Raw genomic sequence first — 25,619 nt, 5'->3', positions numbered from 1 at the left:
TATGATGGGATCGGACTGTATACTTTGGGTGGAAAGGTTTGGAGCGGACGTGAAAAAGCCGAAACGATGGTTTACCTTAAGAAATCAAATCTTCATCAGTTTTATGCTGCTGATGATTTTTGTCCTGGGCATCGCCAGCGTACTCACTTATTATCGGATGTCCGCGCTGCTGCAAACCAATGCGGAGAAGCATATCAGTCAAACCGCGATGCAGGCTAATGGTCGATTGGATGCACTGATTGCCCAGATCAATACGCTGACCACGCAGGTCGCCACCGATGCTTACGTTCAGAGGCTGCTGCTCGCTGAGGTGCAAGGGAAGGAGACGCCCTTTAGTTCGCGCCAATCGCTGCTGCCGCTGTTTAGTGACTATCAGGCTTATGTGACCGGCATCAAGTCACTGGAATTATATACCAATGATTACCGCCGTTTGTTCCCGCTGAACGAAACCCAGTTGATTGACACGATCGACTCGGAATGGATTAATGCAGCGAATTGGGGCAAAGGTTCGCTTGTCTGGATCGGGATCGATCCGCGCGATCCGTCCACCGTGCTGGCACTGCGCCGGGTGAGCTTGCTCGACCGCTGGTTTTCATCCGGGGGATATTTGATGGTGCGGCTCGATCGGACTTATTTTCAAATTCATGATCAGATCGACGAGGATGTGGGGGAGTATATTCTGCTGGTCGACGGGAATCAACGTCCTGTGGCAACCAACTTCAGCTTCCCTGCGGAAGAATTAAATGTGAAGGAACTGCTGAGCAACGAGGGGAAAAATATCACCATCGGCGAACAGAAGTTTATCGAGGTCAAGCAAGCCTCTAAAGCAACCGGGTGGACGCTGGTCTTCTTCACACCCATGAGCTACGTCACCAGCGGGATTTCCGCGCTGCGCACAGCTGTCCTCGCTTCGGGAGCCATCGGGGTGCTGCTGTTCCTGATCATGTCGCTGTCGCTGTCGACGATGATTACCCGCCCGATCTTCCGGCTCATCAAGGCGATGCGCGGGGCGAGATTCGGGGTGCTTCAGCGGAACCCGATGTTCTCGAGCACGATGGAAATTAACGAGCTGAACAATTCCTATAACCAAATGGTCGATAATATGAACGAATTGATCCGCGTCGTTTATGAGAAGGAGCTTCTGCAGAGCCGAACCGAATTAAAAGCGCTGCAGGCTCAGATCAATCCTCATTTCCTGTTTAATACGCTGGAGGCCTTCTATTGGTCACTGGAGGATAAGGGAGAGGAGGAGTTGGCCAACCTGGTCGTCGGCATGTCCAGCTTGTTCCGGTACATTATCAGCAGTCCCAACCAGGACGAGTGGGTGACGATTGAGGACGAGCTGGAGCATGTGGAACGTTATCTGCAGCTGATGGATATTCGGCTTGCAGAACGCTTAACCTGGTCCATTGATGCCGGCGAATTCCGCCATGTGAAAATTCCTAAGCTTCTGATTCAGCCGCTCGTGGAGAACGCGATTTGGCATGGGGTTGAAAAGCAACTCGGCCAGGGCAAAGTAAGCGTATGTGTTGAACCCTCAAACAAGGAAGGGTACTTAAAAATCACTGTGCAGGACAACGGTCCCGGCATGGATGAGGAGACGTTAAGCGGCTTAATGCAAGCGATGGAAGGCGGGCCTTCCATCTCCTCGAAGGGGACAGGCGTCGGGATTGTGAATGTACACCGGCGGTTGCGTTTGTATTATGATGAGCAAGGGAAGAAGCACGGTTTGCAAGTAACCAGCCGCCCGGGCGAAGGAACGTCCGTGAGCTTTGAAATACCTAGTGATTACGGGGGAACGGTATGAAGCAGACAAAAACCATACTTGTGGTGGAAGATGAACCGAGAACAAGACAGGGCTTTACGAAAACATTGGAAGCCTGGTCTGCCGGTCGATACCGGATCGAGGCAGCGGACAGCGGACAGGCGGCGCTGGCTTGGCTTGAACACAATGTCGCTCACCTGCTCATCACGGACATCCGCATGCCTGGCATCAGCGGGCTGGAGTTGATTGAGATGCAGCAACGCCATAAGCATTTCAAGCCGGTGGCGATCATCATTTCGGGTTATGCGGAATTCGAATATGCGCAAAAAGCGATGCAGCTCGGCGTCGTTAATTACTTGCTGAAGCCAGTGGACAAGCATAAGCTGGTTCAAGCCGTAGAGCAGGCGCTGCGGGTAGAGGACGACCGGCATCGGATCGAAACGATGGAGAAACTGGTGGATCCACGGTTGCTGGAGACCAAGGATACGGATACGCAATATACGCCTCAGGTCCAGGAGGCATTGAACTACCTGGACGAACATTTGCACGAGCCGATTACGATGCGTCAGGTGGCCGATCATCTGCATCTGAATCCAAGTTACTTTAGCGTGCTGTTCAAAGAGCAGACCGAGCTTACCTTCAGCGAATATATCACCCGATTGCGGGTGCTCCGTGCCAAGGAGCTGCTGCTAAGGACAACGATGTCCGTTGGGGAGATTGCGGAGCGTGTCGGTTATCAAAGCGACAAGTACTTTATCAAGGTGTTCAAAAATTACGAAGGAATGAGTCCCAGCAAATACCGCAGCCAGACGAAAGAGACGGAAGATGACGCTTAAGCCTTGACCATTTTGTCACAGATCTTTGCGGCGAAATGGGGGTTCAGCTTCGCGTGCTATGGAAGCGGAATCATCAACGTGATAAACTTGGATTGAAGCGGTTACACGAATAGCCGAGATAATTAGGGGGCTAAAGCATGTCCAACCAGAAAACAGCATCCATTCTGTGGATTGCGCTTCTCCTGTTGTTGGGACTTACCGGTTGCGTAGGCGACAAGGTGGCAGGAGGGGGCGGGGCGGATGACCATGAAGCATCGGCGGCCAGTGCGAAGGTCACGATCCAATTCATGCATCTGTGGCCGGCAGGTTCCTCTCCGCAGCAAAATAAACTGGTAAATGAGATCATTGACCAATATCAATCCGAGCATCCGAATATCACCATACAGCAAGAAGTGATGGAAAATGAGCAATACAAAAACAAACTAAAAATACTGTCTGCGGCGAACGAACTGCCTGACGTTGGTGTCACTTGGGCGGCGGGTTTCATGGACCCTTACGTGAAGGGAGATCTGTTTGCCCCGCTTGATGATGTGTTGGAACGCGGTTTGAAGGACCAATTCGTACCGGGGGCCACTGATGCCTATGCGGTACAGGGCAAAACGTACGGCTTGCCGATCGAACTGAACATCTCACCGATTTATTATAATAAGGCAATTTTTGATAAATACAATTTGGAAGTGCCGCAGACCTACGATCAGTTCCTGGACGTGATTCACACGCTGAACATCAAAGGGGTCACCCCCATCGCGCTGGGGAACCGGGATCGTTGGACGGGCTCGATCTGGTATATGTACCTGGCCGACCGGATCGGCGGACCGGAAACGCTGAAGCAGGCCATCGATCGCACGGGCAGCTTCGAGAATCCAGCGTTGATTCAGGCGGCGGCTGAAATTCAGAAGCTGGTGGATATGAACGCTTTTAATAAAGGCTTTAACGGCTTGTCTAATGAAGAAGGTAAAATGGTCTTCATCAAAGAACAGGCCGCCATGTTCTTGGCGGGAACCTGGGAGGTGCCTAACTTTACAAGTAATCCGGACGTCCCTCAGCAATTTAAAGACAATGTTGGGTTCTTCAAATTCCCAACCTTCACCGGCGGTAATGGGGACATTAATAGCTGGGTAGGCGGACCGGGGGTTGGGTTGTTCGTTGCGGAAAACTCCAAGGTCAAAGACGAAGCGAAGGAGTTCGTGGAATATTTCATTAGTAAGTGGGGAGCTGAGTCGGTTAGCACGGCCGGGGTCGTTCCGGCAACCAAGGTGGATACGACAGCTTCGGATTTACCCAAGCTCTACATCGATCTGTTGGATGAGCTGAACAAGGCCAGCAACCTGACCTTATTTGCCGACGTGCAAATGAAATGGAACGCGGCCCAGACGCATTTAAATATGATCCAAGCCTTGTTCGGTAAAGCGGTGACGCCGGAGCAATTCGTGAAGGAGCATGAAGCCGCATTGCAGCAAGATGAATAAAGAATCCGGGCTTAAAGCAAGAACCTTCCGCCAATTGGCGCAAGGTTCTTATTTTTGGGGACTAGCCGACGTATTTAGATAGGGAGATCAGCGCCGTTATCGTAATGATGTTCAGCAGTGTGGAAATCAGCACGGTTTGAGAGGCGAAATCCGGTTCATTGTCGTACTCCTCCGCCAGGATGGTGCTGTTGACACCGGTAGGCATGCCGGAAGCGATCAGCAGGGCTTGGGCGGGAATTCCTTTGAGGTTCAGCACCCATACCAAGATGAACCCGATTGCCGGGCCAATCAACAGACGCAGAACGACGCTCACATAGACATCAATCCGGTCGAGCCGCAGCGGATATTTGACAATTTGAGCGCCAAGCGTCAGCAGGGCGATGGCTACCATCGAGTCGGCGATGTAGCCAAGCGGCTTAGATACAAAATAAGGAATCGGCCATTGAAGCAAGTGCAGCGCCATCCCAAGCACCAAGGCGTAAGGTACGGGCATCTTGAGAAACCCGATCAACGCGGCCTTCAGCGTACCGCCGGATTTGGCCCGTTGCACGGACATCACGCCGTAGGTGAACGTGACCAGGCTTTGGAACGTCATGACCAGCGCTTGAACGGAAGTAGCCAACGGATCACCTTTAAAGGCCAGCTGATTAATCGGCAATCCGTAATTGCCGGAGTTGTCGAGGATCAAGCTGTTGGTGAAGGCGGCCCGCATGCCAGGTCTAAACTTCAGACGCCAGCTAACGAGCCGGCTGACCCCATAGAGCAGCAGGACGTACAAAACGTAAAATGCTGTCACGCTTCCCAGCAGCTCGGCGGACATCTCCGATTCGTACATGCTGACGAAGACGACGGCAGGTGTCACGAAGTAGAAGTTGATTTTGGCCAGTGTATACAAATCAAGCTTAAAGGCGCGTTGCATCAAGGCGCCTAATCCAATGAGGATAAAAATAGGCAAAACGACATCTAATACAATCTCGCCGATCATCTCTTGCTGTTCACTTCTTTCTGATGCGCTAATCTAGAATTAGACGCGGATCTGGAATCGAATACCGTTTAATGGCAGTCGCTAGTTATTATATCACGCCTGCCGCTGTGTAGAAGATGCAAATTGATCTGCTGCTGCAGGTAGGTTATCATAGCACCTGCTTGAGTGGATAATAAAAGACTTGTATACAAAATGAATGAAGTGAGAACGTGAAAAGGAGAAAGCGCCTATGATGACTCCTTCCAGACAGCCTCATCCTGTTCTTCGCGATGTGGAACGATTGATTCAACTGGAGATGGAGATGACGAAGTTTAATAACGAACGTTCTTTGTATTTGAAGGAATCTCATTTTACAGTGACACAAATCGGCGGGACGACGCTGCTGTTGGACGAGTTGTCCCCGTTATCCAGTTATTACAATCGTGTGATTGGCTTTGGCCCTGCCGATTTGGAGCGGCTGCCGGAGATTCTTGGGAAGTATGCTGCCTCTGGTATCGATCCTTGCTTTGACCTGAGCCCGGGCCGGCAAACCAGCGAAGTGGCGGAGGCGTTGGCCGCTAAAGGCTTCGTGCCGAGGCTTCAGCTCGCTTTTCTCAAGCATGAGTTCGATAAGGAAAACCTTGGATTAGAGTCTTCGGAACGAGCTCAATCGAGGGAAGGAATTCACATGGCTCGGGTCTCTAACGAAGCAGAGGCTCTTGCTTTTATCCAGTTGATCGAGCGATCACGCGGCGGGGACGGTTCATCGCTGGACGAAGGAATGGTGAAGCGGAAGATCCGGTATTACTATCGGGACGATTTTCGAAATTACGTTGCATCTCTTGGAGGGGAGCCGGCAGGAATGGGTTCTTTGTTTGTGCGCGGCGATACCGGGTATTTAGCCAACGATTATACGTTCCCGGCGTACCGGAATCGCGGTATCCAAACATCGCTGATTCGGTACCGGCTGCAAACGGCGAGGAAGCTCGGACTGAAACGGGTTTACACCGATGTGGAATTTGCTTCGGCTAGCCATGCGAACATGTTGAAGTGCGGGTTTGAGCTGGTGTATATGAACACGTTCTGGATGAAAACGGCGCTGCCGCGATAAGCGGTTAGCGCCGTTTTCAGGTTTCAGCGTCCGCTTGCGGAACGCCGCGGGATTCGCCGAATTAAGAGCTGGCCGAGCACCTCAGACAAGACAAGCCCTATCGCGATCGAACCGGATAGGAGGAAGGCCTTGGCGGCGAGCTCCACAGCCAAATTGTATTCATTCTCCACGAACCGCCGCATCGCATCATACGCGAGCCCGCCCGGAACCAAAGGGATAATCCCCGCTACGCTGAAGATAATGACCGGCTTCTTGTAAACGCGGGCAAACAGCTGGCTCAAGACGCCAACCAAGAACGTAGCCGCAACGGTTGAAAATACGCTCTCCATCCTTGGCTCCAGCAGGATGTAGACGAGCCAGCCAAGCATACCGGACAGGCCGCATTGGAGCAGTGTTCGTTTGGGGGCGTTGAAGAGGATGCCAAAAGCCCCTGAAGCGATAAAACTAATTAGCAGATGAACGAGTATGTACATTGGACGATAGGTCCCCTTTAAGTGCGATTTAAATCAAAGTGAAGACGACGGCAATTCCGGCTCCAATGGCAAAGGCGGTAAGAAAAGCCTCCGCTCCCCGGGATAACCCGGACACGAGATGTCCAGCCATCAGGTCCCGGACTGCATTGGTGATCAGCAGTCCCGGCACGAGCGGCATCACCGAACCGATAATGATTTTATCCAAGTCCCGGCCTAGCGATATCTGCACGAACCCCGTGGCCAACAGACCGATGATCAGTGCTGCGGTAAACTCGGCGAAAAATTTCACCTTCACCAGCCGATGGAACAGCAAATACGCGGCAAATCCTACTCCGCCGCACAATAAGCCTGGCAGGAAATCTTCCGCCTGGCCGCGGAACATCAAGGTGAAGCAGCCGCTGGACAAGGCCGCAGCCGCCATTTGCAGCGGCATCGGATAAGCGTGCTTCTCCGACTCAATCTCGCGGAGCAAGGCATGAGCTTCTGCTGCTGTGATATCCCCGCTGTGCAGCTTCCGGGAGATGTCGTTCACTGCAGACACTTTCTGCAGGTCGGTCGTCCGCTCCACGATGCGGATCAGCTTGGCAGATTCCGTTTCGCCGGATTGAAAGACGATCCCCGTCGGGGTCACATAACTATGCGAGCCGGAGAGTCCCAGTGCATCGGCCATCCGAGTCATCGTATCCTCCACGCGATACGTTTCCGCTCCGCTCTGAAGCATGATTTTTCCCGCCAATAGACACACCTGTACAGGCTCCTGTCCTTGGACCGCAGCCATGTCATTCATTACCGTCACCCTTTCAACAATCTGACGTCATTATATCATGACCCGCAGGGCAGAAAAACGCAGTCGACAGAAGGTGTCTAAAGATGTCGAATAAAATCGAAAAATAGTAGAAATATCTTATTTTTGTCGCTTTAATATGTTATGCTAGCACTACTTACATAATGCTTTATATACACCTGAGAGGAACATTTGATGCTGCAAAGCTTACTGAATAATTTAACACTGCTGACGACGGGAATCCTTTTTGGACATATAGTAAAAAGCGCCTTAACCGAACGCCTGCAAAAGGCGTTAGGGACACGGCTCGCACTGGGCATTGTTTCTGGGCTGTTGGGCGTGCTTCTGATGCATTACCATTTTCAGATCTCCAGGCATATAGTGGTCGATTTCAGGCAGTTGCCCATCCTGATCTCCGTTTATTTAGGAGGCGGCATTTCGGGAGCGATTACGACGCTGTTGATCATGATTTATCGGTTGTTTCTGCATGAGTTCGGAACGCACGCTGTGATTGCTGCCTTGAATTCGCCTGTGACGTTTCTCATTGGGGTTCTCTTCTTGCGCAAGGAAAAGACAACGATGCCGCGTCTCTTCCTGGTGCTTGGGTTAAGTTCGGCGAGTATGGTGGTGATCGCTTGGATTCTGTACGACGGCTTTCCCTATTTGGAGATGGGGTTATATTTGCCTTTGTTCTTTATTGCGGGTGTAATCGCATTTTCCATCCTGCATTATCTCCGGAACAAGGACGACTCCATTCGTAAGATGAGGGAAGCGGCGAACCGAGATTTCTTGACGAGCTTATACAATTCTCGGGCTTTTGCAAAGAAAATGGAACAAAAAATCGCCGCCGCCCAGCGCGACAACATTCCGTTCACCCTGCTAATCATCGACATTGACCACTTCAAGCGTGTCAATGATCAATATGGTCACCTGGCGGGCGATGCTGTACTGCTGCAAATCGCTGATGTAATGCGAGAGACGTTCTCGCAGCGAGACCACATTGCCCGCAAGGGCGGCGAGGAATTCGTGATTTTGGTAGATCGTTGCGATGCGGACCAAATCAAAGTGATTGCCGAACGATTGCGCCGCAATGTGGAGAACCATCTTTTTGTTTTGCCGGATGGGGAGAAATTAAAGCTAACGATCTCGGGAGGAAGTGCAACCTATCCGAATGTTGATGAGGTGGAGTTATTCCTCAAGGCAGATCAGGCACTTTATCGAGCGAAGGAGGCAGGACGAAACCGGGTATACGTGACATAGACCATGCGCTAAGTAAGCATTACCTTACCTGTTCAAGGCGGATTCCAATGACTATTGAAGCGATTTTAGGGGGCATATCATCGTGAGTCGACAGTTATCATTTTCCATTCGTCAAAAGCTCATCATCACGTTTGTGATCATCCTGCTAGTTCCGAGCCTGGTGATCTCAAGTACAACCTATTGGAAAGCAAGTGATTACATCGAAGAGGAGATCATGTACAGCGCGGCAGAAAGCGTGTCAACGGCAAATTCGTTGATCACAAATGAGATTGAGAGCGTAGGATCGGATCTGGATTATTTCGTGAACGAACTTGGGCTCGAGCGAAATTCGCAAGCTGGCCGAAGGCTCAAGCCATTCGGCGGACCAAATCCGCGAATTGATCACCCGTATTCAGGACGAGATGAATCATGCGGTGGCTGCAATGATCGACATTCAGCATAAAGTAACCGAAGGCCGGGAAGCCGTTGATTTGTCGGGACAATCGTTTATTGCGATCAGCCAGTCGGTGATGAATGCGGCGGAAGCCGTCGAAGCTGCTGCTGCCACGATGCAGGAGGTTGCAGGGGAAAGTGAGGCCGCCCGAGATGCGATTGAGCAAATTCGCATGCTTTCGGAGCAGACTGCGGGCAGCACCCAAACGATCTCTGCAGCGGCAGAAGAACAGCTGGCGTCTGTGGAGGAAATCTCTTCCTCCTCGGCGGATTTAAGCCGGATGGCTGAACAGCTGCAGGCTCTGGTAAGTAAGTTTAAAGTTTATAAAGATTAACGTGATTAGGTTGAAGAAGCCTTCCATAGGACATGGAAGGCTTCTTACGTTGTGTGGTTTATTCGGTTTCGTCGCCATCAAAGCCGTTAAGTAAATCGGTGCCGTGCATGGCATCTGGATCGGGAGCGACCGGGTCGACGGGACTGTCCTTCTGAATCGCGTCCGCATCGGGCACATCAGGAAGCGGATCATCTTCGCTGTCGAACGTAGCTTCAGGTTCACTGATGCCTTGGACAATCCGCGTATCGTGCGGGAGCAAGTCATCGAAGGGAATGTCATTTTCCGGGCGATACTCCTTCAGCAGCTTGTAACGTTCATATTCGAAGTCCGCGGAGTTTTTGTGGATACCGTCCATGTCAGATCAGCGCCTTTCCTATTCAAAGTTGTGATTCCCCCAAAAGTTTGCCCCAAAATAATTCAGCAAATCCGGCAAACTTAACTCAATCACAAGGTTCAGGACATTCCTGAGCCTTGTGATTTTTTTTCTGACCAATAGGACTCATAACGCTTGATATGGTTGACTTCCAGCGCCCCTGCGGCTACAATGGCCTGTGAATCCGGTTTCGAGCTCTGCTTGGATCCGGGCAGAGGAGATGAGAACGTTGATCACGATCTATGATATTGCACAAAAGACCGGCTTTTCGCCTACGACCGTATCTAAGGTGTTTAATGGATATTCCGATGTCAGTGAGAAGACGCGCCGCAAAATTTTAGATGCTGCGGACGAGCTTGGCTACTTGCCCAATGCTCACGCCCGTTCGCTGACCACCAAACGCTCTTGGACGATTGGCGTGCTGTTTATTGAGCCTTCCGGTGCGGGTATCCTGCATCCGTTTTTTGGCGGTGTGATCGAAGGCTTCAAGCGGGTGGCTACTTCCAAGGGATACGATCTGATGTTTCTTTCTAAGGATATCGGCGGCAAGAAAAGCAGCTATCTGGAACACTGTAAAATCCGCGGCATTGACGGCGTGGTTGTGGTGCTGCCGGATGCCACCGATCCGTATTATCAGGAGTTGCTCGAGTCGGATATTCCTTGCGTGCTGTTGGATCAGGAATCTTCCGTCAAGAGTACGGTGTACTCGGACAATATAGAAGGCGCCCGTCAGGCCGTGAAATATTTGCATTCCCTGGGTCACCGGAAGATCGCGCATATCGGCGGCGGTCCAACCTTCGCTGGTGAGCAGCGGTTAAACGGATTTCGGCAAGCGATGCAAGAGCTAGGGCTGACGATTCATCCGCAGCATATCGTACAAGGAAGCTACGACTATACCGTAGAGAGCGGCAGCAAAGCGATGGAGGAGCTATTGCAGGCGGACGAGCGGCCAACAGCTGTGTTTGCAGCCGGCGACAATTTGGCAGTCGGGGCCATGATAGCGATCAAGCGGCACGGTTTGCGCGTGCCTGAAGATATTTCGCTGCTAGGTTTTGACGATATAGAAATGGCGAAATATCTAACTCCTGCGTTAACGACGGTACGACAAAATACAGATGTACTTGGCAGCAGGGCGGCTGACATGTTAATCTATTCGATAGAAGGCGGGGAAGACGTGCAACAAGGCGTCATCCCGGTAGAGCTGGTTATTCGCGATTCTTGCCGATCGCTGTAAACCGCTCGGCCTCTATTTTTTTACAAGAGATCGAAACCGGTTTCGTTCCTTGTATGTCTTCGATTTATTGAAGATCGGCGCGCTTTTCCGGTACTGCTCTTGTTGATTTTGAAATCGATTACAGAAACACCAAATCAAAAACCAAGGAGAGGATTACGATGGCAAAATGGGTGAAAGTGCTCACTTCGCGTGATTCCGCCGACCGCTTGCAGCCGCAAGGGGAAGTGGCGGTTCAATCCAGCGCAGCAGCTGGCACGGAACAGAAGCTGAAGGTTCTGCCGGAGCAGACCTACCAAACGGTGATGGGATTTGGCGGTGCGTTCACCGAAGCGGCCGCTTATACGTTGTCTCGGATCAGCCCGCAGAAGCGGGAAGAAGTGATCCGCAAGTATTTCGATCCGCAGGAGGGGCTGGGATATACGCTGGGTCGCGTGCACATCCACAGCTGCGACTTCGCGCTGGAGAACTACACGTATATCGAGGATGGCGACGTGGAGCTGAAAACGTTCGATATTTCCCGCGATCACAAATGGGTGATCCCGTTCGTTCATGATGCGGCGAAAGTTGCCGGGGAGAACATCACCATGCTGGCCTCTCCTTGGAGCCCTCCGGCTTGGATGAAAACGAACGGCGATATGAATCACGGCGGCCAGCTGAAGCCGGAATATCGCGAGGTGTGGGCGTTGTATTATACGAAGTTCATCAAAGCTTATCGCGAGGCTGGCATCCCGATCTGGGGCATCACGGTACAAAATGAACCGGCGGCGGTGCAAACCTGGGATTCCTGTATTTACAGTGGCGAGGAAGAACGTGATTTCGTACGCGATTACCTGGGTCCGGTGATGCACCGGGAAGGCCTGTCGGACGTCCATATTCTCATCTGGGACCACAATCGGGATATTATGGTTGAGCGTGCCTCTGCCGTACTGAGCGATCCCGAAGCGGCGAAATACGTATGGGGCACCGGCTTCCACTGGTACGTCAGCGAAGCGTTCGAGAACGTTGGCAAAGTGCATGAGCTGTTCCCCGACAAGCATCTTCTGTTCACGGAAGGCTGCCAGGAAGGCGGCGTAAAGCTTGGCCAGTGGTTCACCGGCGAACGCTACGGCCGGAACATTATCGGTGACTTGAACCATTGGAACGAAGGGTTCTTGGATTGGAATTTGGTGCTGGATGAAACGGGCGGTCCGAACCATGTAGGCAACCTGTGTGATGCGCCCATCATCGCGGATACGACAACCGATACCCTTCACTACAACAGCTCGTACTACTACATCGGGCATTTCAGTAAATATATCAAACCGGGAGCTACCCGCATCGGCTTGGAAGCCCAAGCTCCGGACTTGCTGGCTACTGCGTTCCGTAATCCAGACGGCAGCATTACGGTTGTCGTGCAGAACGAAAGTGATGTAGCGCAGCCGTTTGCCCTGGAGCTCGGCGGTGAGGCTGCAAGCGAAACGTTGCCGGCGCATTCGATTGCGACATATATCATCCAAGGCTAGTTACATCCTTATTTAATGAACGGAGGGATAGTCCTTATGTCGAATTATTCTTTTGAGGGAAAGGCGTTCGTGATCGAGCAGTTTGACCGGGCCAAGCCGTTCTCCAGCTTCCTTCCCGGCCTTGCCGGCTTGAAGGGGATTCCAATGTGGACGTTTTATGTGAACCGGGGGCAAGCGGTCTGCAGCTTCGGGATCCGGGACAAAAACAGCCCAATCATGGAATTCTCCCCGGCCAGCATTACGTATCAATCGGTTGCGATGAAAGGCTTCCGGACGTTTATCAAAACCGCAGGGAAAGCGGGGATCTATGAGCCGTTCCAAAGTGCCTTCCCTGATGCGTCAGCCGTTCGCCGTATGCACATTTTGACCAATGAGCTGACGATTGAGGAAACCCATGAAGCGCAGGGGCTGCGGGTGAAGGTGAGTTATTTTCAGGTTCCTAATGATGATTATGCGGCACTGGCCCGTCAGGTAGAGGTTACGAATATTTCCGGAACGCCGGTGCAGCTAGAAATGCTGGATGGGATGCCGGAGATTCTTCCGTACGGGGTAGAGAACGCCGGCTACAAGGAAATCGGGAATTTGCTGCGCAGCTGGATGGAGGTCGACAATATCGAGAATGGGATTCCGTTCTATCGGGTCCGTTCCAGCACCCATGATGAGGCCGAAGTGAGCGAGGTGCAAAGCGGACATTTCTACCTCACTTTTGGAGAAGACGGGAAGCTGCTGCAGACGATAGCCGACTTTGCGGTGATTTTCGGCGATAATACGTCGCTGGCGTATCCCGACCGTTTTGCCGAGCAGCCGCTGGCCGCATTAACGGCGGCACCGCAGTATTGTACCAATAAGGTACCTTGCGGATTTTCGGCATTTGCTGCCGAGTTTGCCCCCGGCGAAAGCCGCCACATTTACACGTTGATCGGGCATATCGAAAGCGTGGAACGGTTAAATCGCAAAGCGGCCGAGATTGCCAACCCGGCTTACATTTCCCACAAGCATGCGGAGGCAAGCCAGTTAACCGAGGATTTGACCGCAGACATCGCCACGAAAACAGCTCTGCCGCTGTTTGATGCTTACTGCCGGCAGAGCTATCTGGACAATTTTCTGCGCGGCGGGTATCCGTTTATTTTCGAGAATGGCCGGGAAGGGTTCGTGGTTCACTTGTATTCCCGGAAGCACGGGGATCTGGAGCGGGACTACAACTTCTTCTCGATCGCGCCGGAATATTATTCGCAGGGCAACGGCAATTTCCGCGATGCCAACCAAAACCGGCGCAACGATGTCTATTTTAATCCTCGGGTTGGAACGTTTAATATCCGCACGTTCTTCAGCCTGATACAGGCAGATGGTTATAATCCGCTGGGCGTGGAAGGCACTACCTTCCGGGTTCCGGCTGAACGGGCGGCAGAGCTATCCGCCTTCCTGGAGAAGGCGGCGGCCGATCATCGAGAGGAGCTGGCTGCTCTGTGCTTGGGATCGTTTACTCCGGGCAAGCTGATTTCGCTCGTGAATCATCGTGGCGTAAGGCTGTTTGTACAGGAGAATGAGCTGTTGACCGGCGTGCTGTCGCTCGCTGAACAGCAAATTGAAGCCTCTTTTGGAGAAGGCTACTGGACGGACCATTGGACTTACAATATGGACTTGATTGACAGTTATCTTGATATTTTTCCAGATCGTAAAGAACAGCTGCTGTTTGGAGAACGGGAGTATACGTACTTCGACAGTCCGGCCCGCGTCCTGCCGCGCAGTGAGAAATATGTCATCAGCGGTGGTAAAGTACGCCAATACGGCTCGCTGGTGCACGATGAAGAGAAGATGGCCCAATTCGGCCTGACACTCAAGAGCACCAACTGGCTAAAAACCGAACACGGCCGCGGTGAAATTTACCGAACGACCTTGTTCGTCAAGCTGTTGTCGCTGGGACTGGTCAAATTTGCCACCTTAGATCCGTTTGGCATGGGCGTGGAGATGGAAGCGAACAAGCCGGGATGGAACGATGCGATGAACGGCTTGCCTGGGCTGTTTGGCTCGGGGATGAGCGAAACCTTTGAGTTAAAGCGGCTGCTGAAGTTCGTTCAGGAAGTTTGTACTGAAGCTGTAGCCGCTGGCAACGACCTAGTCGTGCAAGTGCCCGAGGAAGTTGCTGCGCTGCTCAGCGAAGTGGAAAGGCTGCTGGAAGCGCGTTTGGCAGGGAGCCTGGAGGCGTTTGACTATTGGGATCAGGTGACGACGGCGCGTGAGAAATACCGGGATGCTATTCGTTTCGGGATCAGCGGGACGGAATCTCCGCTGGAGCTTCAGGCGATCGGACGGCTGGCGGATCGCATGCTGGAGCAGATCGAGCGCGGCATCCGGGAGGCGATCCGACTGGGCGGCGGCGTGACACCTACGTATTTCGCCTACGAAGCGGCGGAATTTGAGCCGGTGACCGATGCCCAAGGAAACCCGGTGATCAGCGGATACGGTCTGCCGAAGGCGGTCGTGAAGAAATTTACAGTGCGCCCGCTGCCGCATTTCCTGGAAGGTCCTGCTCGATGGTTGAAGACGGTTGAGGACCCTAACGAAGCCAAGCGGACTTATGAGCAAATTCGCCGCAGCGACTTGTTCGACACCCAGCTTCAAATGTATAAAACCTCCGTCAGCCTAGATACGGAGACCCATGAGATCGGCCGCATTCGCGCCTTTACGCCGGGGTGGCTGGAACGGGAATCGGTGTTCCTGCATATGAGCTATAAGTACTTACTGGCGCTGCTTAAGAGCGGTTTGACCGAGGAGTTCTTCTCCGAGCTTCGCACCTCGTTAATTCCGTTCCTCGATCCGGCAGTGTATGGCCGCAGCACGCTGGAGAACTCCTCCTTTATCGCGACGAGCGTAAATCCGGATCCGGATACCCATGGCCGCGGGTATGTCGCCCGGCTTAGCGGATCCACCGCCGAGTTCCTCAGCATGTGGATGACGATGATGGCGGGGAAACGGATCTTCCGCCTGCATGAAGGCAAGCTCCGGCTTGCGCTGAATCCGCGCCTGCCCGGTTGGCTCTTTGATGCGCAAGGCGAGGTATCCTTCCGCTTCTTGGGCACGACGGAGGTCGTCTATCGTAACCCGCAGAAGAAGGATACCTATGGCCCGGATGCTGCAGCGATTCGCCGGTTGGTGGTGCAGAAGCACGATGGAACGGAGCTTGCGATTGACGGCTCCGTAATCGACGGCGAGATCGCTGAGGAGGTTCGCAGCGGCAAGGTGCGGCGAATTGAAGCAGATTTAGTCTAGCGGGAGATCATCTAGGTTCAAGGAGACTCCGGATGAGTGCAGGCAGCGATGCCTTGCGTTTGTCCGGCGTCTTTTTTATGCGTGTAGATGATATAATTAGGTCATCATTTACGGGGAAGGCAGGAACAAGCGATGCATCTAGACATCAACAGCGAACGATTCGAGATTACCGCGGAGGGTTTTACGGTGGAGCTGTTACCGAAAGAGTTCGCGCTGTTTCAATTCTTGTACCGTAACGTTGGCCGGACATTTACCCGAGAGCAACTGCTGGATAAGGTATGGCCTCTGGAATACCCGGTCGAACGTACGGTGGACGACCATATCTACCGGCTTCGTAAAAAGCTAAAGCCTATCCATGGGCTGGAGATCAGGACCATTCGAGGCTTAGGCTACAGCCTGGTGCTGCCGGTTCCCCATCCCGCAGAGGGAGTCATTCCAACCTTGGCGGATCCGGAGCTGCATGAGACGATGCGAGCCCTATTCAGTAAATACCAGCTCTATGGCCAGGGGCGTTCGATGCTGACGCTGGCGCGCCAACAGGATGTGCTGGGTTATCAACTGGACCCGTTCTACTCGGAGTACATTCAGTTCGTTCAAGGCGATTTGGACTGGCTCTTAAATAAGAGCGAAGCCCCTTTGAGGGACCGCTTGTTCTACTTGCTGGTGTTCTTCTGCTTGACAAAGAGTCCGGAGCAGACCTTGCCGGTATGCGAGCGCGTGCTTGCCCTGAAGTTGCTGCCGCCCCCTTATCATAGGGAGATGGAGATTCTGACGATTTTGGACGTCTATACGCTGGCTGGTAAGCCGAACAAAGCGCTGGAACGCGTGAGCTTCAGCTATCGCGTCATCGCGGAGTTGAAATATGACAGCTTCATCCCGCAAATCACGATCGCTGAGCTGCTGGCTCATGTGGTGGCAGGATCACCGGAGCCCCAAATTGCGAAGTTGGCGGATGCCGTAGAAAATGGGATGTTGAACGAGAAACCCTTCTTAAGAGAGATCGGCAGTTATAGGGTGGTAAAAGGGTTGTGGCTACAGCGGAAAGGGGAATCGACGGAGGCGGAAAAGCAGCTGGACGAAGGGCTGACGGTGCTGGATCGGTCTGGCTTCGTGCCGCTTCGATTACACTCCCTATACCGAATCGTGAATGTTTTCGCCATGTTCCCGCCCCCCTTAGCGTTGCAGCAAAAATACCTGGAATTATACAACCTGGAACTGGATCGGATAGGCGTCACCCGCTTGTCGGCTGGGCTCGATGCGGTCATCCGTGAACAGTTAGGTTGATCCAGAAAGTTGCTCTGATATTCTTCTGACATTCCTCCGCTACATTGATCTTAGTTGATACGAAACTAGGTTGGTTGGAGGAATGATCATGACAGGTAATGTACAGGCCGGACCTGCGGGTCTGCTTCGCAATAAAACTTTTACACGCGTTTATGCGGCATATACGGCGGCGACATTTGGAGATTGGTTTGACATGCTGGCGATTCAGGTGCTGGTGGGATACCGTTGGGAGGCTGGACCGCTTATGCTAGCGCTGATCCCCGTAGCCAACGCTCTACCCAGTGTCCTGCTTGGGTCCTTTGCCGGCGTGGTCGCCGACCGCATTCATCAGCTGAAGCTGATGCGACTTTGCGATCTGCTGACAGCGGCACTCACCCTGATGATTCTGCTCTCTCCGAACATGCTGTGGTTGCTTCCGGTGTTAACGTTGCGCGCAACTCTCTCTACCTTTATAATTCCCGCCCAGCAATCATTGACGCGCAGTATCGTGCGGGAAGATCAGCTATTTCAAGCGACCTCGCTGAACGGCTTCGTCAACCAGGGCTCTAAAATCGCCGGTCCGCTGCTTGGCGGCTTCGCACTAGCCCTGTTAACCCCCGAATGGTGCATCCTACTGAATGTTTGCTTTCGGATGTTCTCATTAGTGATCCTGCTCACGATCAAGAAGGTGGAAGTTCAATTCCAGAAGGCCGGACGAAATCTCGATCGTTCTTCCTCCTCCGCTTTGGAAACGGCTGAGGATACGTCCCTCCGTACCTTGTGGATCGAAGGCTTGCGTTGTATCCTGAGAACCCGACTCTTACTAGTAACTCTTCTGTTTGGTTTTGTCGCGACGGCAGCGATCCAAATGATCGATTTTCAATTCACCAGCCTATTTCGGGAAATTGCCCCTCTGAAGGAGGCTTATCTCAGTTGGATGGTTGCTGCGGCGGGAGTGGGTGCTGTGATGATCATTGCGGTGCTTAACCGTTGGAATAAGGGGGCGGCGGGTTATGCCTGGAAATTCAGTGCCGGATACGGGCTGATTGGAATGGCCGTCGGCGGTCTGGGCTTGCTTCCTACGGGGAGTTCGGCAGGTCCCATCCTGTTGCTGGGATTTGGATTAGGCGTCGGCAATGGGGTGGTGGTCGTCACGTTTAATTACTGCTTGCAGAAAGAAACGCCAGCGGACATGGTCGGCCGTGTCTTTGGTATCCAAACCTCCCTTTTGGGCTTAGTGATGCTCGTAGCTCCTTTACTCGGAGGACTTCTGGTCGAATGGATCGGACCAGGCCGATCTTTCATATATTTGGGAGGAGTCATCGCAGCGCTTGGCTTGTTGGTGCTTGCGTTGGGGAAAGTACTATGGCGTTCGGAAGATGTGTCCGTTGTGCGAAGCGACGCGAAACGAGCAATAGAGGGAATATAGATCTGTTCGCCGGAAGGCGAACATCGTAAACGCAGGAGACAGCTCCTGCGTTTTTTTTTCTAGAAAAATAAAACTATTCATAGATAAAACTAGTTATCCACGGTAAAATAACTGTGGCACGTCTCTTCTAAAAAAAATTATCACTATTTCCATAAATTGAAGGTTATTGCGAGATTTTAATCGAATGGTATAAAGTAGCCCTGCTCAGATCCTTTCGAACTGAGGCGCGTCAACCGGGTTAACACTTTAGAATATCTCCAGAGGTGTCTAATGAAGTCTTTGATCAAAGGATTTGTCGTCTTGTTTGTCATATTCATTGCTGCATTTTACGGTATTATTTTTCGAAATTCGAGTGCAGTGGGCTCGGAGGTACAGCAAATTAGAAATTGGCAGGTCACTTGGACGGACCAATTGGATCCCAATCCGAGCAAGGAATGGCTAGAGGCACTAGACGGCTGGACGAGTGTAAGCGCGGGAGAAGAGAGCCCGGTGAAGCCGGAGAAGGGTAGTGTACAGTGGATCAAGATCATCCTTCCTCAAATCACGGAGAATTCCCAAGTCGTATTGATCGATAAAATATATGGCAAACACATTACGGTAAATTTAGACGGAGCCAAAGTCTTTGAATCGCAGCGCAAATTTAACTTTAGTATCAATAGTGTGCTGGTACCGGTATCTCCACAAAATTCGGGTCAGACGCTGTATATCGGCGTATCCTCAACGACAAATACCATCGGGATCTTTGATCCGATTCGGATCGGAAATAACCAGGAATTGATCAAGAGCTTTGTACGCGGCAACATCACCGACTTAATTTTGGGCAGCACGCTGATTTTCATCTCGGTAATTATGTTGTTCTGTTCGGTTTTTCTGAAATATGTGAATATGCCGATGTGGTTCTCGCTGTGTGCGGTCATTTTCTCCAGCGGCTTGCTTGTGCTGACGTATTCACCGTTTGTCTTTTGGCTGTTTGACTATACGACGGCGGGCAGAATACTGGTGGTGATGTTTGACCTGGCTTTGTTCATCCTGCTTCCTTCGTTTATCTTTTTCTTTGAAAAAATCTTTGGTCCTGGTTATTTTGCTTTAATCCGGCGTTCGCGCAAAGTGTTTGTGGTTTTCTCCGCGCTCTGTATGCTATTGCTGTTAGCGAACGAGTTGTCCGGTAATCGCTACTATGATGCCTATAAGCTCATTACGACTCAATTTGCAGGTTATCTGATTATTGCGCAATTTCTGATCTTGGCTGGCATTTTAACCGTTTATGTAGCGAAAGGGAACAAAGAGGCGCTGATCTTTCTGGCCGGGGTACTCTCGTTCACGCTGCTATCCGCAGGCGAATTGATTTGGTATTACTATTACGACGGATACTATAAGCTGTTTTTGTGGAAATTAGGCATCGTTTGCTTCCTGACCTCGTTGATTATTATCTTGGGCCGAAGATTTGCGGAGAATCACCGGCAGGTCGTGGAATACTCCAAGAAGTTGGAGATGTTTAATAACGAGCTGCAGCGTTCGGAGAAAATGGAGATCATCAGCGAATTAGCCGCTTCGGTCGCCCACGAGGTCCGCAACCCGCTGCAGGTGACCCGAGGCTTTCTGCAACTGCTCGTTGAGAAGCAGCAGAATTCGGACAAGGTGTATTTAAGCATGGCGTTGGAAGAGCTTGATCGCGCTTCGGCGATTATTACGGACTTCCTCACTTTCGCCAAGCCGGAAGGCGGCAAGGTGACGACGCTGAACGTGCTGGAAGAATTTATTCATATCGAAGGGATCCTGATTCCTCTAGCGAATTTGCAGGGGGGTAAAATCACGGTTCATATTCCTAAAAACCTTTATGTGCGCGGCAATTCTTCCAAATTCAAGCAAGCATTTATCAATATCATCAAGAATAGTATTGAAGCACTTCGGGGCGAAGGCGACATCCAAATTTGGAGCTATGAAGAAAACGACGATGTGGTGATCCATATCAAGGACAACGGCGAGGGGATGGACGAAGAAGTGCTGGCCCGCTTGGGTGAGCCTTATTTCTCTAACAAAACGAAGGGCACAGGGTTAGGTTTGATGGTGACGTTCCGGATTATTGAGGTAATGAACGGTCAAATTCATTTTACGAGCAAAAAAGGAGCAGGGACCGAAGTCGTTATCCGCTTCCCCTCCGTTCAAGTTGAGGAGTATGCGATGGGATAAGTTCGTTCGGTCCCTGCCTGAGTGCTAGCGAAGATCGGTAGGGGTTATTCGCCCCAGATTCCTGCTGGTTTGATTTTGCTCATGACAACTTTCTCCGGTTGAGGCGGCAGTACGACGTAAAATTCGTCCGTGCTCTCCTCTACTGCTTTGATTTTGATGTGATCCGGGAGAACTACACCGAGTGCCTCCTGGATCGCAGCTTTCGGGTCGGCAAGTAGCTTCGCTTTGAAGCTAGGATCTTGCCAAGCTTTTTGAACAACTTGCGTTTGAAGGAGCGCTCCTGATGTCATAAGATCACCCTTTCTCAGTAAAAATAGTTATATTTTCCTTATTACTATAACATGGAATTCGCCAGAACGCTAGGATAGGATCTTCTGATTGCTAGGTTTAGATCTTCTGATTCGCCAACCAATAGGCTAAACCGCCCTGGGCTAGCAAACTTCGTTCATCTCTTAAACTTTCAGCTCCTTGTCGGAGATTGGTTCGGAGATAATCGTGGAACTCGTGCAGGTGTGTTAGACCCGGGGCGTTCGCCTCTAATATCGCTGCATTCTGATCCGTTCGTTCAGCAAAAATGAACAGGATATCCCGAACATGCAACGCGTGTTTTACTTCATCCGGGGTAGGTCTGCGATCCGCTGGAATCTGCAGTTCATGCTGCACGATGGAAATCAGAGAATTGTAGCTTCCTTCTCGCAAATCTTTCTCCCAATCCTCCCAATCATCCAGCATCTGCAGCGTCACCAGTACGGCATCAACGGCAGATTCGAAAGGAGTAATCAGCTGGTCATGTTCGGTCAGGAGCAGCATGCCGGCCACCGACAGCTTTACGGGAGAAGCTTTATGTGCAATACGAACCGGGTTGTCTTGGAAGAAATCATGTTGATTTTCCAGCAAGACGGCTTCTGCCCATTCGGCAGTATACTTCCGGTAATAACTCCAAAACGGGGATTCGGAAGTGAACAAGGCGGCGTAAATCCGAGAAAATTCAAGCTGAAGCAAATTCGCCAGCGGCAACCTCCACTTGTCTCCTGCCTCTGGATTGTCCATCACTTCATCGATTAAATGATAATGCAGCATGACCAAGATCATGGCCACGGTCAACTCGCGGCTAAGCTCTGGCTTGGCACCGGCAGCCTCCTGCATCCAGAATGGAAGTAAATAGCATATGTAGTTCTGGGAGCCAGACTTTTTTAACGCGTGAAATTTCCCCAAATAATTGAGAGCATGTCCTTGGAATTCGTCAGGCAGCTCGGATAGAACCTTTTCCGCTTGATCGAAAGCTGCCTCTAAATCTTTTTCATAGCTATGAAACCAATTCCAGTTCACAAATCGAACCTCCTTTATAGGAACCATCCTCTTCATTATATAGGAAAATTTGTAGACAAGGTAGTTTGCTAGAACTCTTGCAAAGCCCCTTAGGATACAAGGGGCTTTGCCTTATCCTTAGGAAATATTTTAGAAGAGTTGATGAATCCCGATGAGGATTAACAACAGGCCGGAAATGACGGTGGCCCGATTCCCAAATTTCTCTGCAGCGACCTTTTCGGCAAAGGCAGCGCATGCGGCCAGCAGCAGGTAGCTGAACAAACCGACGGACAACGAAGTATACCAGATGTTCAAATGGGTGATACCGGCATTAAATCCCCCGGCCAGCGCATTCATGGCTAAGGCGATCCCGAGGACAATGGATTCGCCAAGACTAATGGATTTGGAGCTGTCCTTATCTGCTTCTTCAGGATTGCGCAGCAGGCGGGTCAACGGATTGACATCATCCTCCTCCTGAATTGAAATGTTCTTCTTCTCCAGAAATGGCTGCAACAGCACCCATACGCCAACCCCGACGATCACAATCGTTCCGAGTAACTGTCCGATCCAGGGATGGACCCAAGAGGATAACCAGCTTCCGAAATAACCCGACACCAGAGTGGCCAAAAAGGAAATGGCGGCGATGGCCAGATTGGAATACCAAGGAATGCGGATTTTTCGTACCCCGTAGGCAATACCAACTCCCGCATTATCCAAGTTGGACGCGAGTCCAATGGCGATGACGGCCAACAGACTGTAAGAACCCATGATGTTCGCTCCTTTGCAATACATGATGACACAGCATATGCCCAGAAAAGGAAAATGGTTTATGGCCTAGCATCATCATGTTTGCTGAGACACTCGGAACGGTTGATAAAGGGTTTCCATTGTATTCAAGAAAGTAGTATAATGTCCACAAGGATACTCGATGGGAGTGATAAATGTGCTTGAAAACTTGTTGCGTCCGTCTCACTTGCTGCTTCTAGTTATCGCAGCATTGTTGTTATTTGGTCCCAGCAAGCTGCCAGAATTAGGGCGCAGCTTTGGCACGATGCTCAAGGAGTTTAAGAGAGGCGCACGCGGGGACATTCTAGAAGACGAGCAGCCGCAGAAAGCGGAGGTTCAACCCGCTGCAGATACGAATAAATCATCCTGATGCCACTACAAAGACTCCGTTGGGGTCTTTTTTTGTGAGGAAATACGCGACAATAAAAAGCGCGTGCCGCCGGGAAGATCCGGGGCACGCGCTTTTTGGTTGGAACGATTGGAAGGCCGTTCGCTTTCATTTCATTTCGTTAGACTTGCAACAGCAGCAGAATGATCGACGACAGTCCCAGACAGGTGCTGATCAAGTACAGGAACATAACCACCTGCTTCTGATTTAGCCCGGCTCGCAGCAACCGATAATGGACTTGGCTGGCATCGGCGACGTAAGGTGATTTTCCTTGCAGCATCCGTTTGATCACGACAAACAGATTATCGAAAATCGGTACGCCGAGGGCCAGCACCGGAATAAACAGGGACAGGACGGTAGCCTGCTTGAATGCGCCGTCCAATGCGATCACCGCTAGCATAAACCCAAGGAACGTAGCTCCCGCATCGCCCATAAAGACTTTGGCCGGCGGTTTATTGTACCGCAGGTAGGCCAGCGTCACCCCGATCAAGGCAACCGAAAGCATCGCCGAGTTGGTCTGCCCTTTGGTTAATGCCACTACGAACAGCGTCACGGCCGAGATCGCGGATAATCCTCCGGCCAAACCGTCCAGACCGTCCGAGAAATTGATGACGGTGGTGACACCAAAGATCCAGAGAATCGTTAAGATAAACTGGAGCCATGCCGGCAGCAGGACATAGTCGCCGCTAAAGGGATTCACGAAGCCGCTGAAGGTGATGCCGGATGCATAAACGAGCACCGCAGCAGACACTTGAACGATCAGTTTAGGCAGTGCCGGAAAGTCTTTGCCTTTCGTTTTGTACCAGTCGTCGACGGTCCCAATGGCCAGCAATAGCACTCCGCCTGCAAACAATGCTCCCGTCTCCCAGGAGAAGTTGCGCGTAAACAGCAGGTATGCAACAAAGAATCCGGCAAATATCGCATAGCTGGCTGTAAGCGGAATTGGCTGACGATGGATCTTGCGTTCGACGTCCGCTCGGGGTTTGTCCACGAAATCCAGACGGAAGGCCAACTTACCGAGCGGGGGAATCAGAAAATACACGATCAGAAACGATAACAGAAAAGTACATAAGTATAAAATCGCTACTCACCACCAGATGTTAGACTCAGGCTATTGACTATTATAAAAAGAAAACGGGACAATGTCGAATACTTGTATCACCCGCATCCTAACGTGGAGATGAACGAAAGGGCAATAATGTGGTACATTAGAGTAGATACGACTGCTTTTGCAGATTAACTGCGCTGGATAACCTTTTAGGCAGGTACGGAGGGATTTGGAATGCAAGACGATTACGCGCGCAAGCTGGAAGACCAGAAAAGCTTGTTTCGACAATTAGGAATCAAGCTGGATGCGCTCTCCATTCACGAAAAAGATTTTGACGCCAAAATGCGGGGCTACGATAAGGAGGAAGTTGACCGCTTCCTGGATGACATTATCGTTGATTATGAACGCTTCTACGATATTATTACCGATCTGCTGGACAAATATAAAGAAATCCAGCGTCGGCAAGCGTATTGGGAAGAGGAGAAGAAGGCTTTGGCCCGCAGACCTTCGTTCGATATGGAAAATGCGGTGGACCGCAGACTGGTGGAGGACGGCATTCGCCAAGTGGAACGAAGCCTGGAGCAATTTAAGCTGCATTTGCGCGGCGAGCGGTAAATGGAGTTGAACCGAACCGGAGAATACTACCGGTTCGGTTTTTTGCATAGGTAAGGGAAAAGAGGTACAGAATAAACCTGATGTTGGTTGGTATTTCATGCAATATTCATGAAAATGATGGTTGCATATCTAAAAGTGGAGTGGTATGATATAAACAAGATTTAGATTTAGTCTAAATTTAATTTAGTTCAAGTTTTAGGTAACTGTCACAATGGTACATTAAATATTTCATATGTTGAATGGAGGAATTCACAATGGCAAACCAAACCTTAACTCAAGCAAATCAAGAACTTCAGAAACAACTGAACCTGCAAATCGCAAACTGGACGGTCCTGTATACGAAGCTGCACAATTTCCACTGGTTTGTAAAAGGTCCGAACTTCTTTACACTTCATGAGAAATTCGAAGCCCTTTATGACGAAGCGGCTGGTTATATTGATGATATTGCTGAACGTCTGTTGGCCATTGGCGGCACCCCGATTGCAACTTTGCGTGAAGCCCTAGCGACGGCCAGCATCACCGAAGCCAGCGGCAAGGAAAGTGCTGAAGAAATGGTAGCAGCCGTCGTGGCGGACTTTGCAAAATTGGACAGCGAGCTGAAGGAAGGCATGGAAGCGGCAGAAAGAGCAGAAGATGAAGCAACAAGTGATCTGTTGCTCGGTATCGTCTCCTCGCTGGAGAAACATCGTTGGATGCTGAACGCTTACCTCGGCAAATAAGTTCTTGTCGAATACATGAAAGACCTTGCCCAGCAAGATGGCTTGCTGGGCAAGGTCTTTTTTAG

The 25,619-nt window shown here is 51.2% G+C and carries 23 protein-coding genes; 15 read left to right on the top strand and 8 right to left on the bottom strand.

Going from position 1 to position 25,619, the window contains the following annotated elements; translation table 11 throughout:
* Positions 1 to 49: 49 nt before the first annotated feature.
* The 3 genes from M891_RS0112155 (at position 50) to M891_RS0112145 (ending at position 4,070) form a co-directional block, all read left to right on the top strand.
* Positions 50 to 1,807, top strand: coding sequence for a sensor histidine kinase (locus M891_RS0112155; RefSeq protein ID WP_016313227.1), 1,758 nt, complete (start codon positions 50 to 52; stop codon positions 1,805 to 1,807).
* Complete coding sequence (locus M891_RS0112150) at positions 1,804 to 2,601, top strand: response regulator transcription factor (RefSeq protein WP_016313226.1); 798 nt, start codon at positions 1,804 to 1,806, stop codon at positions 2,599 to 2,601. Before M891_RS0112155 ends, M891_RS0112150 begins: the two co-directional genes overlap by 4 nt.
* Positions 2,602 to 2,738: 137 nt before the next feature.
* Positions 2,739 to 4,070 carry an extracellular solute-binding protein gene (locus M891_RS0112145; protein ID WP_028539034.1) on the top strand — a complete coding sequence of 444 codons (1,332 nt, stop codon included), beginning with the start codon at positions 2,739 to 2,741 and terminating at the stop codon, positions 4,068 to 4,070.
* Positions 4,071 to 4,131: 61 nt separating this feature from the next.
* Here the strand turns inward: M891_RS0112145 and M891_RS0112140 are convergent, their stop codons facing one another.
* Entirely contained in the window at positions 4,132 to 5,055 is a 924-nt protein-coding gene (locus M891_RS0112140) for an AEC family transporter (RefSeq protein WP_028539033.1), read from the bottom strand.
* Between the two features lie 229 nt (positions 5,056 to 5,284).
* Here M891_RS0112140 and M891_RS0112135 point away from each other — a divergent pair, with 229 nt between their 5' ends.
* Entirely contained in the window at positions 5,285 to 6,145 is an 861-nt protein-coding gene (locus tag M891_RS0112135) for a GNAT family N-acetyltransferase (RefSeq protein ID WP_028539032.1), read from the top strand.
* A 23-nt stretch (positions 6,146 to 6,168) separates the two neighbouring features.
* Here the strand turns inward: M891_RS0112135 and M891_RS0112130 are convergent, their stop codons facing one another.
* The gene (locus tag M891_RS0112130) at positions 6,169 to 6,618 is read right to left on the bottom strand and encodes a threonine/serine exporter family protein (protein WP_036700281.1); all 450 of its coding nucleotides are present in this window, start codon (positions 6,616 to 6,618) and stop codon (positions 6,169 to 6,171) included.
* A 28-nt stretch (positions 6,619 to 6,646) separates the two neighbouring features.
* A complete protein-coding gene (locus M891_RS0112125) occupies positions 6,647 to 7,405 on the bottom strand; it encodes a threonine/serine exporter family protein (protein WP_016313221.1) in 759 nt (252 codons plus the stop codon).
* A gap of 192 nt (positions 7,406 to 7,597) precedes the next feature.
* On the opposite strand from M891_RS0112125, the gene M891_RS0112120 reads away from it, so the two are divergent.
* Entirely contained in the window at positions 7,598 to 8,662 is a 1,065-nt protein-coding gene (locus M891_RS0112120; protein ID WP_028539029.1) for a GGDEF domain-containing protein, read from the top strand.
* Positions 8,663 to 8,973: 311 nt separating this feature from the next.
* On the top strand, positions 8,974 to 9,429 hold the full coding sequence (locus M891_RS0112115; RefSeq protein ID WP_028539028.1) for a methyl-accepting chemotaxis protein: 456 nt from the start codon (positions 8,974 to 8,976) through the stop codon (positions 9,427 to 9,429).
* A 58-nt stretch (positions 9,430 to 9,487) separates the two neighbouring features.
* Here the strand turns inward: M891_RS0112115 and M891_RS23820 are convergent, their stop codons facing one another.
* A complete protein-coding gene (locus tag M891_RS23820; RefSeq protein WP_036700272.1) occupies positions 9,488 to 9,784 on the bottom strand; it encodes a hypothetical protein in 297 nt (98 codons plus the stop codon).
* Positions 9,785 to 10,031: 247 nt separating this feature from the next.
* On the opposite strand from M891_RS23820, the gene M891_RS0112105 reads away from it, so the two are divergent.
* The 6 genes from M891_RS0112105 (at position 10,032) to M891_RS0112080 (ending at position 20,690) form a co-directional block, all read left to right on the top strand.
* Positions 10,032 to 11,036 (top strand): LacI family DNA-binding transcriptional regulator, encoded by a 1,005-nt coding sequence (locus M891_RS0112105; RefSeq protein ID WP_016313217.1) that lies wholly within the window; start codon positions 10,032 to 10,034, stop codon positions 11,034 to 11,036.
* A gap of 158 nt (positions 11,037 to 11,194) precedes the next feature.
* Positions 11,195 to 12,538 (top strand): glycoside hydrolase family 30 protein, encoded by a 1,344-nt coding sequence (locus M891_RS0112100; protein WP_028539027.1) that lies wholly within the window; start codon positions 11,195 to 11,197, stop codon positions 12,536 to 12,538.
* Positions 12,539 to 12,574: 36 nt separating this feature from the next.
* Positions 12,575 to 15,808, top strand: coding sequence for a hypothetical protein (locus M891_RS0112095; RefSeq protein WP_028539026.1), 3,234 nt, complete (start codon positions 12,575 to 12,577; stop codon positions 15,806 to 15,808).
* Between the two features lie 132 nt (positions 15,809 to 15,940).
* Positions 15,941 to 17,092 (top strand): winged helix-turn-helix domain-containing protein, encoded by a 1,152-nt coding sequence (locus M891_RS0112090; RefSeq protein ID WP_028539025.1) that lies wholly within the window; start codon positions 15,941 to 15,943, stop codon positions 17,090 to 17,092.
* 88 nt (positions 17,093 to 17,180) lie between these two features.
* Positions 17,181 to 18,500, top strand: coding sequence for an MFS transporter (locus tag M891_RS0112085; protein WP_051416964.1), 1,320 nt, complete (start codon positions 17,181 to 17,183; stop codon positions 18,498 to 18,500).
* Between the two features lie 270 nt (positions 18,501 to 18,770).
* Positions 18,771 to 20,690 (top strand): sensor histidine kinase, encoded by a 1,920-nt coding sequence (locus M891_RS0112080; RefSeq protein ID WP_028539023.1) that lies wholly within the window; start codon positions 18,771 to 18,773, stop codon positions 20,688 to 20,690.
* A 44-nt stretch (positions 20,691 to 20,734) separates the two neighbouring features.
* Here M891_RS0112080 and M891_RS0112075 read toward each other — a convergent pair whose 3' ends face one another.
* The 3 genes from M891_RS0112075 to ytaF all read right to left on the bottom strand — a co-directional run bounded on the left by M891_RS0112075 (position 20,735) and on the right by ytaF (position 22,766).
* Positions 20,735 to 20,980, bottom strand: a complete 246-nt coding sequence (locus M891_RS0112075; RefSeq protein ID WP_028539022.1) for an NHLP leader peptide family RiPP precursor — start codon at positions 20,978 to 20,980, stop codon at positions 20,735 to 20,737.
* Positions 20,981 to 21,077: 97 nt separating this feature from the next.
* The gene (locus tag M891_RS0112070) at positions 21,078 to 22,019 is read right to left on the bottom strand and encodes a hypothetical protein (RefSeq protein ID WP_028539021.1); all 942 of its coding nucleotides are present in this window, start codon (positions 22,017 to 22,019) and stop codon (positions 21,078 to 21,080) included.
* Between the two features lie 129 nt (positions 22,020 to 22,148).
* Entirely contained in the window at positions 22,149 to 22,766 is a 618-nt protein-coding gene (gene ytaF / locus M891_RS0112065; protein ID WP_028539020.1) for a sporulation membrane protein YtaF, read from the bottom strand.
* Positions 22,767 to 22,926: 160 nt separating this feature from the next.
* Here ytaF and M891_RS0112060 point away from each other — a divergent pair, with 160 nt between their 5' ends.
* On the top strand, positions 22,927 to 23,154 hold the full coding sequence (locus M891_RS0112060) for a twin-arginine translocase TatA/TatE family subunit (protein ID WP_009226252.1): 228 nt from the start codon (positions 22,927 to 22,929) through the stop codon (positions 23,152 to 23,154).
* Between the two features lie 139 nt (positions 23,155 to 23,293).
* Here M891_RS0112060 and M891_RS0112055 read toward each other — a convergent pair whose 3' ends face one another.
* On the bottom strand, positions 23,294 to 24,253 hold the full coding sequence (locus M891_RS0112055; protein WP_028539018.1) for an MraY family glycosyltransferase: 960 nt from the start codon (positions 24,251 to 24,253) through the stop codon (positions 23,294 to 23,296).
* A gap of 201 nt (positions 24,254 to 24,454) precedes the next feature.
* Here M891_RS0112055 and M891_RS0112050 point away from each other — a divergent pair, with 201 nt between their 5' ends.
* Complete coding sequence (locus tag M891_RS0112050; protein WP_016313209.1) at positions 24,455 to 24,835, top strand: DivIVA domain-containing protein; 381 nt, start codon at positions 24,455 to 24,457, stop codon at positions 24,833 to 24,835.
* 254 nt (positions 24,836 to 25,089) lie between these two features.
* On the top strand, positions 25,090 to 25,554 hold the full coding sequence (locus tag M891_RS0112045) for a Dps family protein (RefSeq protein WP_016313208.1): 465 nt from the start codon (positions 25,090 to 25,092) through the stop codon (positions 25,552 to 25,554).
* Positions 25,555 to 25,619 lie beyond the last annotated feature (65 nt).

Source organism: Paenibacillus sp. J14, from assembly GCF_000518465.1.
GTDB classification, from domain to species: domain Bacteria; phylum Bacillota; class Bacilli; order Paenibacillales; family Paenibacillaceae; genus Fontibacillus; species Fontibacillus barengoltzii.
This window is presented reverse-complemented; position numbering and strand designations above follow the sequence as displayed.